Origin of the sequence: Streptomyces stelliscabiei (assembly GCF_014873495.1) — a bacterium.
Classification (GTDB): Bacteria; Actinomycetota; Actinomycetes; order Streptomycetales; family Streptomycetaceae; genus Streptomyces; species Streptomyces bottropensis.
On the sequence record NZ_JADBGF010000001.1, the window covers coordinates 8817517 to 8830249 of the forward strand.

Sequence of the window (12733 nt, forward strand, 5' to 3'; positions counted from 1 at the left end):
CCTCGGTCACAGCAACAGCGCCATGGAAGCTAGCCCCCATTTGCGCGGCTCGCCAAGACCTATGACCGGAATGGTGCGAACTTTGTCCTGGGTGTGGAGAAACCGCTGGGGTGCCGCTACCGTCACACAGGTTGATCACAGGTGCGTCTCCGCAAGATCCGTATGAGCATGGGGAGTTCCGCATGGACGCGATGGACAGACGAGGGTTCAGCAGGCGGGTGCTGCTGGGCGGCGCGGCCGCCGCGACATCGTTGTCCGTGGCCATCGAGACCGTCACCGCCCCCGAGGCCGTCAGCGCCGCCGGACGGGCGAGGACGGCTCCGGCGGGCGGCGAGGTCAAGCACATCAAGATGTACGCCGAGAAGCTGTCCGACGGGCAGATGGGCTACGGCTTCGAGAAGGGCAAGGCCTCCATACCGGGCCCGCTGATCGAGCTCAACGAGGGCGACACGCTGCACATCGAGTTCGAGAACACGATGGACGTGACGGCGAGTCTGCATGTGCACGGCCTCGACTACGAGACCTCCAGCGACGGCACCAAGCTGAACAGGAGCGAAGTCGAGCCCGGCGGCACCCGCACCTACACCTGGCGCACGCACGCCCCCGGCGCCCGTCCGGACGGCACCTGGCGGGCGGGCAGCGCCGGCTACTGGCACTACCACGACCACGCCGTCGGCACCGCACACGGCACCGGCGGCATCCGCAAGGGCCTCTACGGCCCGGTCGTCGTCCGCCGCAAGGGTGATGTGCTGCCCGACAAGACCGTCACCGTCGTCTTCAACGACCTGCGCATCAACAACAAGCCCGCCCACACCGGCCCCGACTTCGACGCCACCGTCGGTGACCGCGTCGAGTTCGTCGTCATCACGCACGGCGAGTACTACCACACCTTCCACATGCACGGTCACCGCTGGGCCGACAACCGCACCGGCATGCTCACCGGCCCCGACGACCCCAGCCAGATCATCGACAACAAGATCGTCGGACCCGCCGACTCCTTCGGCTTCCAGATCATCGCGGGCGAGGGGGTCGGGGCGGGCGCCTGGATGTACCACTGCCATGTCCAGAGCCACTCCGACATGGGCATGGCGGGCCTGTTCCTGGTCCGCAAGACGGACGGCACGGTTCCGGGGTACGAGCCGCACAAGCCGCACGTGGCCGTCGATCCGGGGGCGACCGACACGGCGGGCGGGTCCGGGGCCGCGCACGACCACTGACAGAGGGGCAGGACGGCCGCCCCCCCCGCAACGGTTCGCGCCCCTACGACGCCTCGACCTCGAAGACGGACCACTCGATGTACGGCTCCTCCTGGACGTACAGACGCGACCCCCGGCTCACGACCCGGCGCCGTCGGCCGGGAGGGGTGCCGTCCGGCCGGGTCAGCAGCGCCGTGCCGGTGGTCTCGACGGAGGTCTCGGTGAGGCGCGCCAGGGTGAGCAGGTCGTGGGCGCCCCGGTAGCCGCCGAGGAACGCGACCCGCTCCTCGTGCACGGCCACGCCCTTCGCGCCGCGCACCTCCGTCGTACGCGCGCGGAACGAGTCGTCGCCCCCGATCTCCACCAACGGGAACCGCGTGTAGGGGTACACCCAGGTCGCGGCACGGCCCACATTGAGGGCGTAGCAGTCGGCGATCTGGTCGACGCCCGCAGGCGGCCGGTACTCCCACAGCGGTGTGCCCGTACCGCTCCAGCGGCGGGCGCCCGGCGCGCTCAGCGGGTCGCCGAAGACGCCCTCGTCGAAGTAGCCGACCCACAGATCACCCGCCTCGTCGGTCAGCAGGTGCTCGATGCCGTCACCGACGCGGAACGCCCACGCGGGGCGGCCCAGCGCGTCGAAGACCTGCACCTGGTCGTCGCCGTCACGACTGCGCGCGTCGGCGACGACGAAACCGCCGTCCGGGAGGGAGCCTAGTTGGGGGAAACGGGCCGACACCGGGCCGAGCCACGTCGTGCGGGAGCCGCCGTCCGTGACCGTGACGACCAGGGCGTCGTACGGCGTCGGGGGCTTCGCGTGCTCGGTCAGCAGCCAGTGGACGCCGCCGAACGCGTCGACCGTGCTGTGCCGGAGGTGCAGATCGCGGTACGCACGCGGCAGGCGGGCGTACGGGGACAGGCGCTCAGCCCTCATGGGCCTTTCTCATGGTCATCCGAGGATCCTCGACGAGCGACAGCCCCGTGCGCAACGGGATTTCGGGGCACCGGCCGATGATCAGGGAGCGCTCTCAACGCCACCCCTCCGGGGCTATCCTGAGCGCACCCGCCCCGGAGGAGAGTCCCCAAGTGACCGAGACAGCGTCGCGCCCCACGTTGGAGGCCGTGGCCGCGCGGGCCGGGGTGTCCAGGGCGACGGTCTCGCGGGTGGTGAACGGGGGCGAGGGCGTACGGGAAGCGCTGGTCGAGCGGGTGCGCAGGGCGGTCGACGAACTCGGGTACGTACCGAACCAGGCGGCCCGCAGCCTCGTCACCCGGCGGCACGACGCGGTGGCCGTGGTGATCGCCGAACCGGAGACCAGGGTCTTCGCCGACCCCTTCTTCGCCCTCCAGCTCCGGGGCATCAGCAAGGAGTTGACCGTGCACGACTCCCAGCTCGTCCTGCTGCTCACCGAGGGCCCGGAGGACTACGCGCGCGTGGGCCGGTATCTCGCCGGCGGGCACGTCGACGGGGCACTCGTCTTCTCGCTGCACCTCGACGACCCGCTGCCGGGCCTGATCCGGGGCGCCGGCGTCCCGGCCGTGTTCGGCGGCCGGCCCGGCTGGGCGGACGGCTCGCGCGGCGACACCCCCACCGTGTACGTCGACAGCGACAACCGGGGCGGCGCCCGGGACGCCGTACGCCATCTCGTCGGCCTCGGCCGCACCCGGATCGCCCACATCACCGGGCCTCTCGACCAGACCTCCGCGGTGGACCGGCTCGACGGGTTCCGGGACGTCATGGTGGACGCCGACCCCCGGCTGATCGTCGAGGGCGACTTCACCCCGGCGGGCGGGGAGCGCGCGATGCGGGCACTGCTCGACCGGTGTCCTGAGGTGGACGCGGTGTTCGCCGCCAACGACGTGTCCGCGTCCGGGGCGCTGCGTGTGCTGCGGGAGCGGGGGCGGCGGGTGCCCGAGGACGTCGCGGTGGTCGGCTTCGACGACATGCTGCCGGTGGCCGAGCACTCCGATCCACCGCTGACGACGGTCCGTCAGGACATCGAGGAGATGGGCCGGTTGATGGCCCGGCTGCTGCTCCGTGGCCTGGACCGGCGGGTCGCCGGCGAACAGGCCGCCCAGGAGCCGGTCGGCGCGCCGACCGGCGTGGTCCTCCCGACCACGCTGGTACGACGCGCCTCCGCGTAGGAGCCCTGGCTCAGCAGACGACCCGGTCGAAGTAGAAGTGGTCGGCGCTGGTGATCTTCCGCCAGATGGCGTCCTTGCCACGGCGGTCCTCCGACTTCGCTTCCCTCGACTGGCCCCACCAGTGGTAGTAGGTCTTGCAGTCCTTCGGGAACCTCACGGCATCGGTGTCGTAGAACTTCGAGTAGTTGTCCTCCCGCTGTCCGGGGGACAGCCAGACTCGTGCCTTCTCGAAGTTGCCCACCCGCACCGGGTTGCCGTGGCACGGCAGGTTGTCGCCGTTCTCCCAGGTGCCGTAGGAGTCGGCCCAGCAGTTGGAGATGGACACGTAGGCGTTGGTGTTGTTGTCCACCTCACCGCCGCACCCCGGGGTCGGACAGGTGTCCGCCGCCGCCGGACCGGTCAGCGTGGTCAGATTCATCGTCGCTGCGACCACGGTGACCAGTGCCGTGTATACGAAGCCTTTCCTCAACAGGATTCCCTCCCTGGATGTCCCGGCGTCCCGCGGCACGTTCCGCAGAGTCCCCGCTCGGGACGGACGGGTGCGGATGTCGTCAGCGCGGCGGCGTGCCGTGGTGCGTGTCCCCCCGTCACCGGTTCGACCGGCGAGGAAGATCTTCGGTGGCCGGAAACCGAAGGACAAGAGCGGCAGGGCAAGTTGGCACGCCTGGAACGCGGTCCACGCTCTGTACTGGGAGAACGCCGAGCGCTGGAACGCCTCCGCCGGAGTGGGCGGCCTCGGCGCACGACCTGAGTACGCCGTCGGACGGGTTCTGTCGTGGCGAACCGGCGTTCGACGGTGGCGCATACTGTGCGCACGGCTGCCGGGGGGCGGCCCGGTACCAGCCCGATGCTGTGGCAGAAGACCAGGGGAACCGCATGGCCGAGGCGTCGCATCGCAAGCAGCTCGGGGCCCTCCTCGAAGACCTCAAGCAACGCAGCGGGCACAGCTATCAGTGGATCGGCCAGAGCGTCTGCGCCAGCAAGTCCACCGTGTACCGGTACTGCACCGGACAGATCGTGCCGCCGGATTTCGCCACGATCGAGCGCATAGCGAAGACGTGCAACGCCGGCAAGGCCGAGATGGCCGCGCTGTACCGGCTGTGGATGGCCGCGTCCTGCGCCCCGGACGAAGTCCCGGCCACCGGCCCGGACCACGCCCCGGCCCCCGTCCCGGCCGACTCCCCGGATCACGTTCCGGACCATGCCCCGGCCGACGTCCCCAACGACGTCCCCAACGACGCCCTCGCGGCACCCGAGCAGCCCGGCGTCCCCGTCACTGCCCCCGTCGGCGCCCCCGCCGAACCGGACTCTCCCACCACCGGCCCGCCCCCGAGCACGCCGCCGCCCTCACCACCCGCACCACGAGCCCGACCCGTGCCGGCCCTGCGGCCCGCCGACGGTTCGCGAAGACCAGGCGGACGCTCGCTGCTGTTCGCGCTCTCGGCCGCGCTGGTGACCCTTCTGGTGGCCATGACGGCGACGAGCAGTGGCCCCGCCCTGCGCGGTGCTTCGCCACGGAAGGCGGAACAGTGGATACCCGGGCCCGCCTGGGTGAGCGCCCCGGCCCCGGTACGGTCCACCCTCTTCGGCGTCACCATCAACAGCACCACGGGCACCATGCCGTCGTTCCGGACCGGTGCCGTGCGCCTCTGGGACAGCGACACGCGCTGGTCGAACATCCAGCCCCGGCGCGGCGAGTTCGACTGGGACGTCCTCGACCGGCTGGTCGACGGTGCCGAACGGGCCGGTCTGCCCGCGCTGTTCGTCATGGGCGGCACCCCACGATGGGCGAGTCCGGACGGCCCGGTCGGCCCCTACGCCGACGGTTCCCGGGCCGCGCCGCCCGACCGCCTCGCCGACTGGGACACCTTCGTGCGCGCCCTCGTGCGGCGATATCAGGGCCGCATCGAGGCCTACGAGTTGTGGGTGCTGGCGAACGACTCCCGGTTCTACAACGGCAGCGTGGAGACGCTGGTCGAGATGGTCCGCAGAGCCGGCCGGACGATCCGGGCCGTCGATCCGGAAGCCACCGTCGTGTGCCCCGGCATGGGGCGCCTGTGGGAGCCGGAGGCCGTCCACGTCCTCGAGCGCTTCGCGGAACTCGGCGGATACCGGCACTGCGACGTCGCGGGCGTCAAGCTCTACCAGCGCACGGCCTCCGATCCTCCGGAGACCATGCTCGCGCTCACCCGCACCGTCGACCGCATCCTGCATCGCGCCGGGGTCCATCCACGCCTGTGGAACACCGGCACCATGTACGAGATCCCCCTGCAGAAGCCCTTGAGCCGCCGTCGCGCCGCCGACTACGCGGTGCGCTTCTACCTCGTGGGGCTGTACGCCCGCGACGCCAACGTCGAGCGCATGTACTTCTACAACTGGGGCGGCACCAAGATCCCCGTCGTGCTGCAGGCCGAGGGCGGCGCGCCGACCCGGGCGGCGCTGGCGGTCGAGCAGCTGCAGCGATGGCTCGCCCACGCCCGGATCCACTCCTGTGGCCATGGTCTGGCCTCGGGTCTCGGCGCCAACGTGTGGGAATGCAGGTTCACCGTGACGGAGTCCGGGCCGAGTCACGAGGCCACCGTCCGCTGGACCGATTCCGGCACCGCCATGACCACGTCCGAACCGGGCCTCGCCTTCGTGCACCGGATCGACGGCACGGTGACCGCCGTTCGGCCCGGCGACACCATCAGGATCACCGAGCAGCCGGTCCTCCTCGAACAACACCCGGTGGGCCGTACGCCGGTGCGCCGCGAACCGCCCCGGCCCGTGGGCCGGGACGATCGCGGCGGAGCGCTCAGGCGCCCACCGTCACCGTGAACCGGCGCGGGTTGCCGTCGTGGGCCGCGCCCGACACGTCGGGCTGGCCGTCGGGGCGCACGTCGTCGTACGGAAAGGCGTACCCGATGGGGGAGTTGGCGTGCACCACACGTGACCAGTGGTTCGTCACGGTCCCCCGGTAGTAGTCGGCCGTCGTCGTCCCGTTCGGCTGTGTGGGGTGGGTGAGCATGATCGAACGGTTGAAACCGGCGGCGAGACGGGCGAGGAGCGCCTTCTTGGTGTCGGAGTCACCGGGGTTGTTGGTGAACGGGCCGTGGTTGCAGGTGAAGATGTCCTTCGAGGTCGGTCTGGTGAACGAGTGGCCGCCGGCGAAGGTGAGCGTGTCGCCGGAGACGCGGCCGGCGAGGACGCCGCGCCCGCCCTGGAGGTCGATCCGCAGATCCGTCCCCCGGTACTTCTGCCACACCTGGTCGATGGAGGAGTTCCAGTAGGCGCGGAACGGCATCAGGTCGGGCCGGTCGAAGTACGGCGCCATCAGGTTCTGCGGTGAGATGACGCGCAGCACCTTGCCGTCGCCGCCCCGGATGACGAGCCGGTCCCACGGCTGGCCGTCCCGCGCCGACTGCGCCACCAGATCGGCGGCGATCCGGCCCACCGCCCCGTCGGGCAGCGGGGCGACCGTGTGCGTGCGGTCGCCCTCCAGCGTCAGCCCGATCGGCAGGGCCGTCACCAGGTCGACGTAACTGATGTTGGCGAACAGCTGCGTGGAGTTGAAGGTGAATTCGCAGAACGACCACGTCTTGCCGTAGTTGGGATCGGCGGGCGTCGCGAAGGCGGGCTCGACCAGCGCCGGGCCCGGGTTGAGGAAGAACTGCAGGGTGCTGTCGCGGACGAAGTAGACGCGGGCACCGTACATCTGAGGAAGCGTCAGCACGGTGGGCGCCGACCCCGCCGGGCCGAGCGGGATCGCGCAGTCGACCGGCAGCGGTGTCTGCGGCGCCGGGGGCGAGGTGGGCCGGTAGACACCTCCGTCGGCCCGCAGCAGCAGCCAGGCGCCCGTCGCCTGCTCGTGCCCGGTGACGTACGCCCGGACCGTGCCCGGCAACGAGGCGTTGCGCAGGGCGAGTTGGCAGGTCGCGGGCGCGGCCTGGGCGGGTGTGCCGAGCGCGCCGCCGACGGCTGTCGTGCCGACGGCGGCTGCGGTTCCGGACAGGAAGATACGGCGGGAGATCACGGTGGCCTCCTGGGACGTGGGGGAGTGGAGGCACAGCGGACGGGGCCCCTGCTGTGGTTCCCCCACTGTTCCCAGGGGAAGTTGAGCCGTCAAGACTTATGACTGAGAGCGCTCTCAAGACTTTCGTGTCTTCATGAGGTGGCGACAGACCGAACGGCGTCCGGACCCGGTATCCGTGCGGAGCACCTGACGGCAGGCGGGGATCAGCCCTGCGGCTGCTCGCTCCGGATCACCGCGAACCGTGCCCCGTACGGGTCGGCGAGCCGGGCGAAGCGCCCCGCGCCCGCGAGATCCGTGGCGGGTGCATGGACGTTGCCGCCCAGCTCCCGCGTCCTGCTCACCGCCGCGTCCGGGTCCGCGACCTCGAAGTACGGCAGCCAGTGCGCTGCGGACGCCTCCTCGCCAGGGTCCAGCGGGACGATGCCGCCGAACATGGCACTCGGCTCGGTCCCCGACGGGCTCACGCAGGTGTAGCTGCCGCCGCCGACGTCGATCGCGGAGGTCTCCCAGCCGAACACCGAGTTGAAGAACCCGGCGGCCGCGGGCAGGTCCGGGGTGTGCAGCTCCAGCCAGCACAGCGCGCCCGGGTCGGTGACGACGTCGAGGCCCTTGTTGCCACGGGGCTCCCAGATACCGAAGGGGACGCCCGCCCGGTCGGCGAGGATCGCCATGCGGCCCTCGTCGGCGACGTCCATGGGCCGCAGCAGCACCGCGCCATGGGCCTGCTCGACCGCCTTGACCGTGGCCTCGGCGTCCGGCGTCCGGAAGTAGACGTTCCAGGACGGGGGGCCCTGTTCCGGCGGGTTCTGCACACCAGCGGCGGCGGTGCGGCCGTCGAGCTGGAAGAAGCCGTAGCCGCCCATGTCGGGGCCGGCCGGCCGGAACCGCCAGCCGAAGAGATCCTGGTAGAAGCCGGCGGCGCCCTCCATGTCGGGGGTGCCGAGGTCGATCCAGTTCGGGGCGCCGGTGACGTAACGGGTGGTGAGCATTGCTGTGCTCCTGACGAGGGGGTGCGAGGGCCCATGTCCTGTACTGCCGAGTCTGGCACCGTCCACGGACGATCGCCCGCTTCGCGTCACGGCCGAGGGCGTCGTTCCCCGTGGGCCTCGCTCAGCGCGCCGTCGTGCGTCGCTCCACCGCCTCGGGGATTATGGCGGGCCCGGACCGTCGTGTTGATGCCGCGTTGATCGAACGTTTTTCGGCGCGCGGCACGATGCTGCGCATGCACTACGACACGATCACCCCGATCGACAGCGCCTGGCAGGAGCGCGCGCTGTGTGCGCAGACGGGGGCCGACTTCTTCTTTCCCGAGCCCGGCAGTTCGGTGCGCGAGGCGAAGCGCATCTGCGGGATGTGCGAGATGCGCACCGCATGTCTGGAGTACGCCCTGTCCCACGACGAGCGGTTCGGCGTCTGGGGCGGGCTGTCCGAGAAGGAGAGGCTACGGCTCCGGCGCGCCGAGAACGGCTGACCCACGACACCGGGACCCCCGCTCACCCCCGCTGCCCCGATCCTCGTCGGACCGCAGGCGAACCGCCCGTCGGCGTAAGCCGGTCGGAGATAAAGCGGTAGGCCCCGTCCCGGGCGGTCGCATAGGATCCGCAGGCGCGGTTCGGAGGTGGCGCGGAGACGGTCGCACCGCCTCGGCAGGGCGAAACCCCGGTACGAATCCGGTCGTCCGCACCGCGCTCGACACCTTCCGCGGTGCCCGGCGTGCCACGGGTCCGACGGCCGCGTGGGTGCGGCCGGGACAGCGGTACGGGGCACGGCACGCGGGCGGGGGCACGCATGGGCGAGAGCGGCGGAATCACCGAGGAGGAGCTGGCGGCCTTTCACCGTACGGTCGGCAGGCTGCGGGCGCTGCCCGTGGACGACCCCGTGCGGCTGAGGACCGAGCGGGTCGCCGCGTCCTTCGCACGCGACGGATGGAAGCGGCGGCGTAGGGCGCTCGGCGCCGAGAAGTCCGCCGCGGACGCCGCCGTGATGGCCGCGACCGCCACCGGAGCCCCCTCGCGGCGCGAGGACGCCCCGCTGTCACAAGCGGCGGCGGGCGGCGGGGGAGTGCTCCACAAGGCGCGGCACTGCTATGTCTGCAAGACGTCGTATCGACAGGTCGACTCCTTCTACCACCGGCTGTGCCCGCGATGCGCCGCCGACAACACCGCGCGACGCGCTCTGAGCACCGACCTGAGCGGCCGCCGTGCGCTGCTCACCGGCGGCCGGGTGAAGATCGGCTTCCAGCTGGCGCTGATGATGCTGCGCGACGGCGCCGACCTGCTCGTCACCAGCCGTTTCCCGCACGACACCGTACGCCGCTTCCGGGCCGAGCCCGGCAGCGAGAAGTGGCTCGACCGGCTGACCGTCGTCGCCGTCGATCTGCGGGACCCGCGCCAGGTGCTGGGCCTGTGCGAGCAGTTGCGGCAGGAGGGCGAGCCGCTGGACATCCTCGTGAACAACGCGGCCCAGACGGTACGGCGGCCACCGGAGTCGTACGCGCTGCTGGCCGGCGGAGAGTTCGACGCGCTGCCCGAAGGGGCGCGCCAGGCACCCGGGTTCACCCCGCTGCGGATGCTTCCGGACGGGGCCGCCGCGCTGCCCGTCGCGTTGCGCGAGGCCGACGAGGCCGGGCTGCTGCCCGACCCCTCGCCGGAGAACTCCTGGTCGGCGCGGCTCGGCGCACTCGACCCGGCGGAGGTTCTGGAGACCCAGCTGGTCAACTCCCTCGCCCCGGCGCTCCTGTGCGACCGGTTGCTGCCGCTGCTGCTCGCCGGGCCGCGCCGGCGCCGGTACGTGGTCAACGTGACGGCCGTCGAGGGCCGTTTCGCCGTGCGCAACAAGACCGGCGGGCATCCGCACACCAACATGGCGAAGGCCGCGCTCAACATGCTCACCCGCACCAGCGCGGCCGAACTGGCCGACCAGGGCGTGCACATGTGCGCCGTCGACACCGGCTGGATCACCGACGAGAACCCGGCGCCGAAGAAACAGCGCATGGCCGGTGCCGGCTTTCGCACCCCGCTCGACATCGTCGACGGCGCGGCCCGCGTCTACGACCCGATCGTGCGCGGCGAGGCGGGCGACCCGGTGTCGGGCGTGTTCCTCAAGGACTACCGGGAGGCGGAGTGGTGAGCCACAGGGCTAGGGTGGCCCGCAAGGCGGGGTCGTAGCGCAGAGGCAGGCGCGCCGGTCTCCAAAACCGGAACACGTCGGTTCGAATCCGGCCGCCCCGCCCCCTGCCCGCCCGTGCGGGCCGGCCGGACCGTGTCGGTCAGGCCCCCGCGCGAGCCGCCATCCGCGCCTTGCGGGCCGCGAGCTTCTCGTCGAACTTGCGGGCCTCCGCGTCGAGCCCGCCCATGTAGAGGCCGAGCTCCTCCTGGGCCTTCATGCCCTCGGGGCCGAGACCGTCGATCTCCATGATCTTCAGGAAGCGGATGACGGGCGCGAGGACGTCGTCGTGGTGGATGCGCATGTTGTAGACCTCGCCGATGGCCATCTGCGCGGCGGCGCGCTCGAAGCCGGGCATGCCGTGGCCGGGCATCCGGAAGTTCACGACGACGTCGCGGACGGCCTGCATGGTGAGGTCGGGGGCGAACTCGAACGCCGCCTTCAGCAGGTTCCGGTAGAAGATCATGTGGAGGTTCTCGTCGGCCGCGATGCGCGCCAGCATGCGGTCGCACACGGGGTCACCGGAGTGGTGGCCCGTGTTGCGGTGCGAGACGCGGGTGGCCAGCTCCTGGAAGGCGACGTACGCGACCGTGTGCAGCATCGAGTGCCGGTTGTCCGACTCGAAGCCCTCGCCCATGTGGGACATGCGGAACTCTTCGAGCTTGTCCGGGTCCACCGCGCGCGAGGCGAGCAGGTAGTCGCGCATCACGATGCCGTGCCGGCCCTCCTCCGCGGTCCAGCGGTGCACCCAGGTGCCCCAGGCGCCGTCACGGCCGAAGAGGGTGGCGATCTCGTGGTGGTAGCTCGGCAGGTTGTCCTCGGTCAGCAGGTTCACCACGAGGGCGATCCGGCCGACCTCGGTGACCTTCGACTGCCCCTTCTCCCAGGCCTCGCCGTCCTCGAAGAAGCCGGGGAAGTTGCGGCCGTCGCTCCACGGCACGTACTCGTGCGGCATCCAGTTCTTGGTGACCTTGAGATGCCGGTTCAGTTCCTTCTCGACGACCTCCTCCAGCGCGTACAGCAGGCGCGCGTCGGTCCATTCGCTGGACGGGCTGCCGAGGTGAGGAGAAGTGATCGACACAAGTGCTCCAGGGGGACGAACAGGGGGCTTGTCTTCTTGCCGGCCAGGGGCGGGTGGCCTGAACCTACGGCATCGTAGGCTACGAATCCGTAGGTTACGATGCCGTAGGTTAAGGGCGCTGTAAAGAGTGCTGATCAGCGGGGTGGCGCAAGGCTTCGGCGGGCGTGCCGAAGGCCCCGTGGAGCCGCAGGTCCCGGGGCCGGAAGCATGAAGGGATCACCCGCTCAGGCGTACAGCCCTCGCAGCCGCACCGAGAGGCATGTCACACAGCCCTCCAGCTTCTCGAACTCGCTGATGTCGACCACGACCGGCTCGTACCCGAGGTCCGCGTACAGCTCCGCCGTCTTCGGCGCGCTGGCCGCCATCAGCAGCTTGTCGCCGCCGAGGAGCACCACATGCGCTCCGGCCTCCTCGGGCACCGGCAGGAAGCGGCCGAACAGCGAGGGCGTGTCCATCTTCGGGATGTGCCCGACGACCGTGCCGTCGGGCAGCGCGGTGACCGCCGACTTCAGATGCAGCACCTTGCTCACGGGCGCGGAGACGACCCGCGCCCCCAGGGGCTCGAACGCGGCCCGCAGCTGCTGCACCCCGGCCGCGTTCGTCCGCCCGCCGCGCCCGACGAAGACGGTGTCGCCGACCTTGAGGACGTCGCCGCCCTCCAGGGTGCCGGGTTCCCAGACCCAGTTCACCGAGCAGCCGAGCGCGGCCACGGCCTCCTCGATCCCCTCGGTCTCCTCCCGACGGGACTCGGCGCCGGGGCGCGCGATCAGGGCGACGTTCTTGTACATCACCACGGTGTCCTCGACGAAGACCGAGTCCGGGCAGTCGTCGGCCGGCTCCACCTCGATGGTCTCCCAGCCGTGGTCGCGCAGGGCCTTCCCGTACGCCTCCCACTGCTCGACGGCGAGGTCGACGTCCACCTCGGTGCGTTCGACGTGCGTGACGAGGCCCTCGGCCAGGCGGGGGCTGGGACGGCGGACGAGGGCTTTCCTGCTGGGCACGTGGGTGACTCCGAATCGGACGAGGGTTTTCCGGCGCCCGTGAAGCGACGCCGGTCCGCCATCATGCAGCCCCGGCGCACGAGGACAAAACCACCGGAGCCAGGCTGTGGCCCGACTGAGATACTCCGCGGTAGCC

General features: G+C 71.2%; 11 protein-coding genes and 1 tRNA gene. 6 read left to right on the forward strand and 6 right to left on the reverse strand.

Annotated elements, in window-relative coordinates; genetic code table 11:
- Nucleotides 1-191 precede the first annotated feature (191 nt).
- Nucleotides 192-1217 carry a multicopper oxidase domain-containing protein gene (locus H4687_RS38765; protein ID WP_097251296.1) on the forward strand — a complete coding sequence of 342 codons (1026 nt, stop codon included), beginning with the start codon at nucleotides 192-194 and terminating at the stop codon, nucleotides 1215-1217.
- Nucleotides 1218-1260: 43 nt separating this feature from the next.
- On the opposite strand, the gene H4687_RS38770 is transcribed toward H4687_RS38765, so the two are convergent.
- On the reverse strand, nucleotides 1261-2127 hold the full coding sequence (locus tag H4687_RS38770) for a hypothetical protein (RefSeq protein ID WP_046918565.1): 867 nt from the start codon (nucleotides 2125-2127) through the stop codon (nucleotides 1261-1263).
- 152 nt (nucleotides 2128-2279) lie between these two features.
- On the opposite strand from H4687_RS38770, the gene H4687_RS38775 reads away from it, so the two are divergent.
- Entirely contained in the window at nucleotides 2280-3338 is a 1059-nt protein-coding gene (locus tag H4687_RS38775; RefSeq protein ID WP_046918566.1) for a LacI family DNA-binding transcriptional regulator, read from the forward strand.
- Nucleotides 3339-3348: 10 nt separating this feature from the next.
- Here H4687_RS38775 and H4687_RS38780 read toward each other — a convergent pair whose 3' ends face one another.
- Nucleotides 3349-3756 (reverse strand): hypothetical protein, encoded by a 408-nt coding sequence (locus tag H4687_RS38780; protein ID WP_046918569.1) that lies wholly within the window; start codon nucleotides 3754-3756, stop codon nucleotides 3349-3351.
- A gap of 458 nt (nucleotides 3757-4214) precedes the next feature.
- Here H4687_RS38780 and H4687_RS47720 point away from each other — a divergent pair, with 458 nt between their 5' ends.
- Nucleotides 4215-6155, forward strand: coding sequence for a helix-turn-helix domain-containing protein (locus tag H4687_RS47720; protein ID WP_050398329.1), 1941 nt, complete (start codon nucleotides 4215-4217; stop codon nucleotides 6153-6155).
- On the opposite strand, the gene H4687_RS38790 is transcribed toward H4687_RS47720, so the two are convergent.
- Both H4687_RS38790 and H4687_RS38795 read right to left on the reverse strand, forming a co-directional pair.
- Nucleotides 6133-7350 (reverse strand): glycoside hydrolase family 64 protein, encoded by a 1218-nt coding sequence (locus H4687_RS38790; RefSeq protein ID WP_046914533.1) that lies wholly within the window; start codon nucleotides 7348-7350, stop codon nucleotides 6133-6135. The two genes, H4687_RS47720 and H4687_RS38790, sit on opposite strands and share 23 nt — an antisense overlap.
- A gap of 203 nt (nucleotides 7351-7553) precedes the next feature.
- Nucleotides 7554-8339 carry a VOC family protein gene (locus H4687_RS38795; RefSeq protein WP_046914534.1) on the reverse strand — a complete coding sequence of 262 codons (786 nt, stop codon included), beginning with the start codon at nucleotides 8337-8339 and terminating at the stop codon, nucleotides 7554-7556.
- A gap of 233 nt (nucleotides 8340-8572) precedes the next feature.
- Here H4687_RS38795 and H4687_RS38800 point away from each other — a divergent pair, with 233 nt between their 5' ends.
- The 3 genes from H4687_RS38800 to H4687_RS38810 all read left to right on the forward strand — a co-directional run bounded on the left by H4687_RS38800 (nucleotide 8573) and on the right by H4687_RS38810 (nucleotide 10581).
- A complete protein-coding gene (locus tag H4687_RS38800; RefSeq protein ID WP_028796893.1) occupies nucleotides 8573-8821 on the forward strand; it encodes a WhiB family transcriptional regulator in 249 nt (82 codons plus the stop codon).
- Between the two features lie 317 nt (nucleotides 8822-9138).
- Nucleotides 9139-10479 (forward strand): SDR family NAD(P)-dependent oxidoreductase, encoded by a 1341-nt coding sequence (locus tag H4687_RS38805; protein ID WP_046914535.1) that lies wholly within the window; start codon nucleotides 9139-9141, stop codon nucleotides 10477-10479.
- Between the two features lie 26 nt (nucleotides 10480-10505).
- Nucleotides 10506-10581 (forward strand) — tRNA-Trp (locus tag H4687_RS38810).
- Nucleotides 10582-10618: 37 nt separating this feature from the next.
- Here H4687_RS38810 and H4687_RS38815 read toward each other — a convergent pair.
- Together H4687_RS38815 and ddaH are read right to left on the reverse strand one after the other, a co-directional pair.
- Complete coding sequence (locus H4687_RS38815) at nucleotides 10619-11596, reverse strand: acyl-ACP desaturase (RefSeq protein ID WP_046914536.1); 978 nt, start codon at nucleotides 11594-11596, stop codon at nucleotides 10619-10621.
- A 224-nt stretch (nucleotides 11597-11820) separates the two neighbouring features.
- A complete protein-coding gene (gene ddaH / locus H4687_RS38820) occupies nucleotides 11821-12597 on the reverse strand; it encodes a dimethylargininase (protein WP_046914537.1) in 777 nt (258 codons plus the stop codon).
- Nucleotides 12598-12733: the final 136 nt, after the last annotated feature.

What these genes read in the sequence shown, in the direction of transcription:
- H4687_RS38765 (WP_097251296.1), top strand. Translation starts at nt 192, where the DNA reads ATGGACAGACGAGGGTTCAGCAGGCGGGTGCTGCTGGGCGGCGCGGCC.
- H4687_RS38770 (WP_046918565.1), bottom strand. Translation starts at nt 2,127, where the DNA reads ATGAGGGCTGAGCGCCTGTCCCCGTACGCCCGCCTGCCGCGTGCGTAC.
- H4687_RS38780 (WP_046918569.1), bottom strand. Translation starts at nt 3,756, where the DNA reads ATGAATCTGACCACGCTGACCGGTCCGGCGGCGGCGGACACCTGTCCG.
- H4687_RS47720 (WP_050398329.1), top strand. Translation starts at nt 4,215, where the DNA reads ATGGCCGAGGCGTCGCATCGCAAGCAGCTCGGGGCCCTCCTCGAAGAC.
- H4687_RS38795 (WP_046914534.1), bottom strand. Translation starts at nt 8,339, where the DNA reads ATGCTCACCACCCGTTACGTCACCGGCGCCCCGAACTGGATCGACCTC.
- H4687_RS38800 (WP_028796893.1), top strand. Translation starts at nt 8,573, where the DNA reads ATGCACTACGACACGATCACCCCGATCGACAGCGCCTGGCAGGAGCGC.
- H4687_RS38805 (WP_046914535.1), top strand. Translation starts at nt 9,139, where the DNA reads ATGGGCGAGAGCGGCGGAATCACCGAGGAGGAGCTGGCGGCCTTTCAC.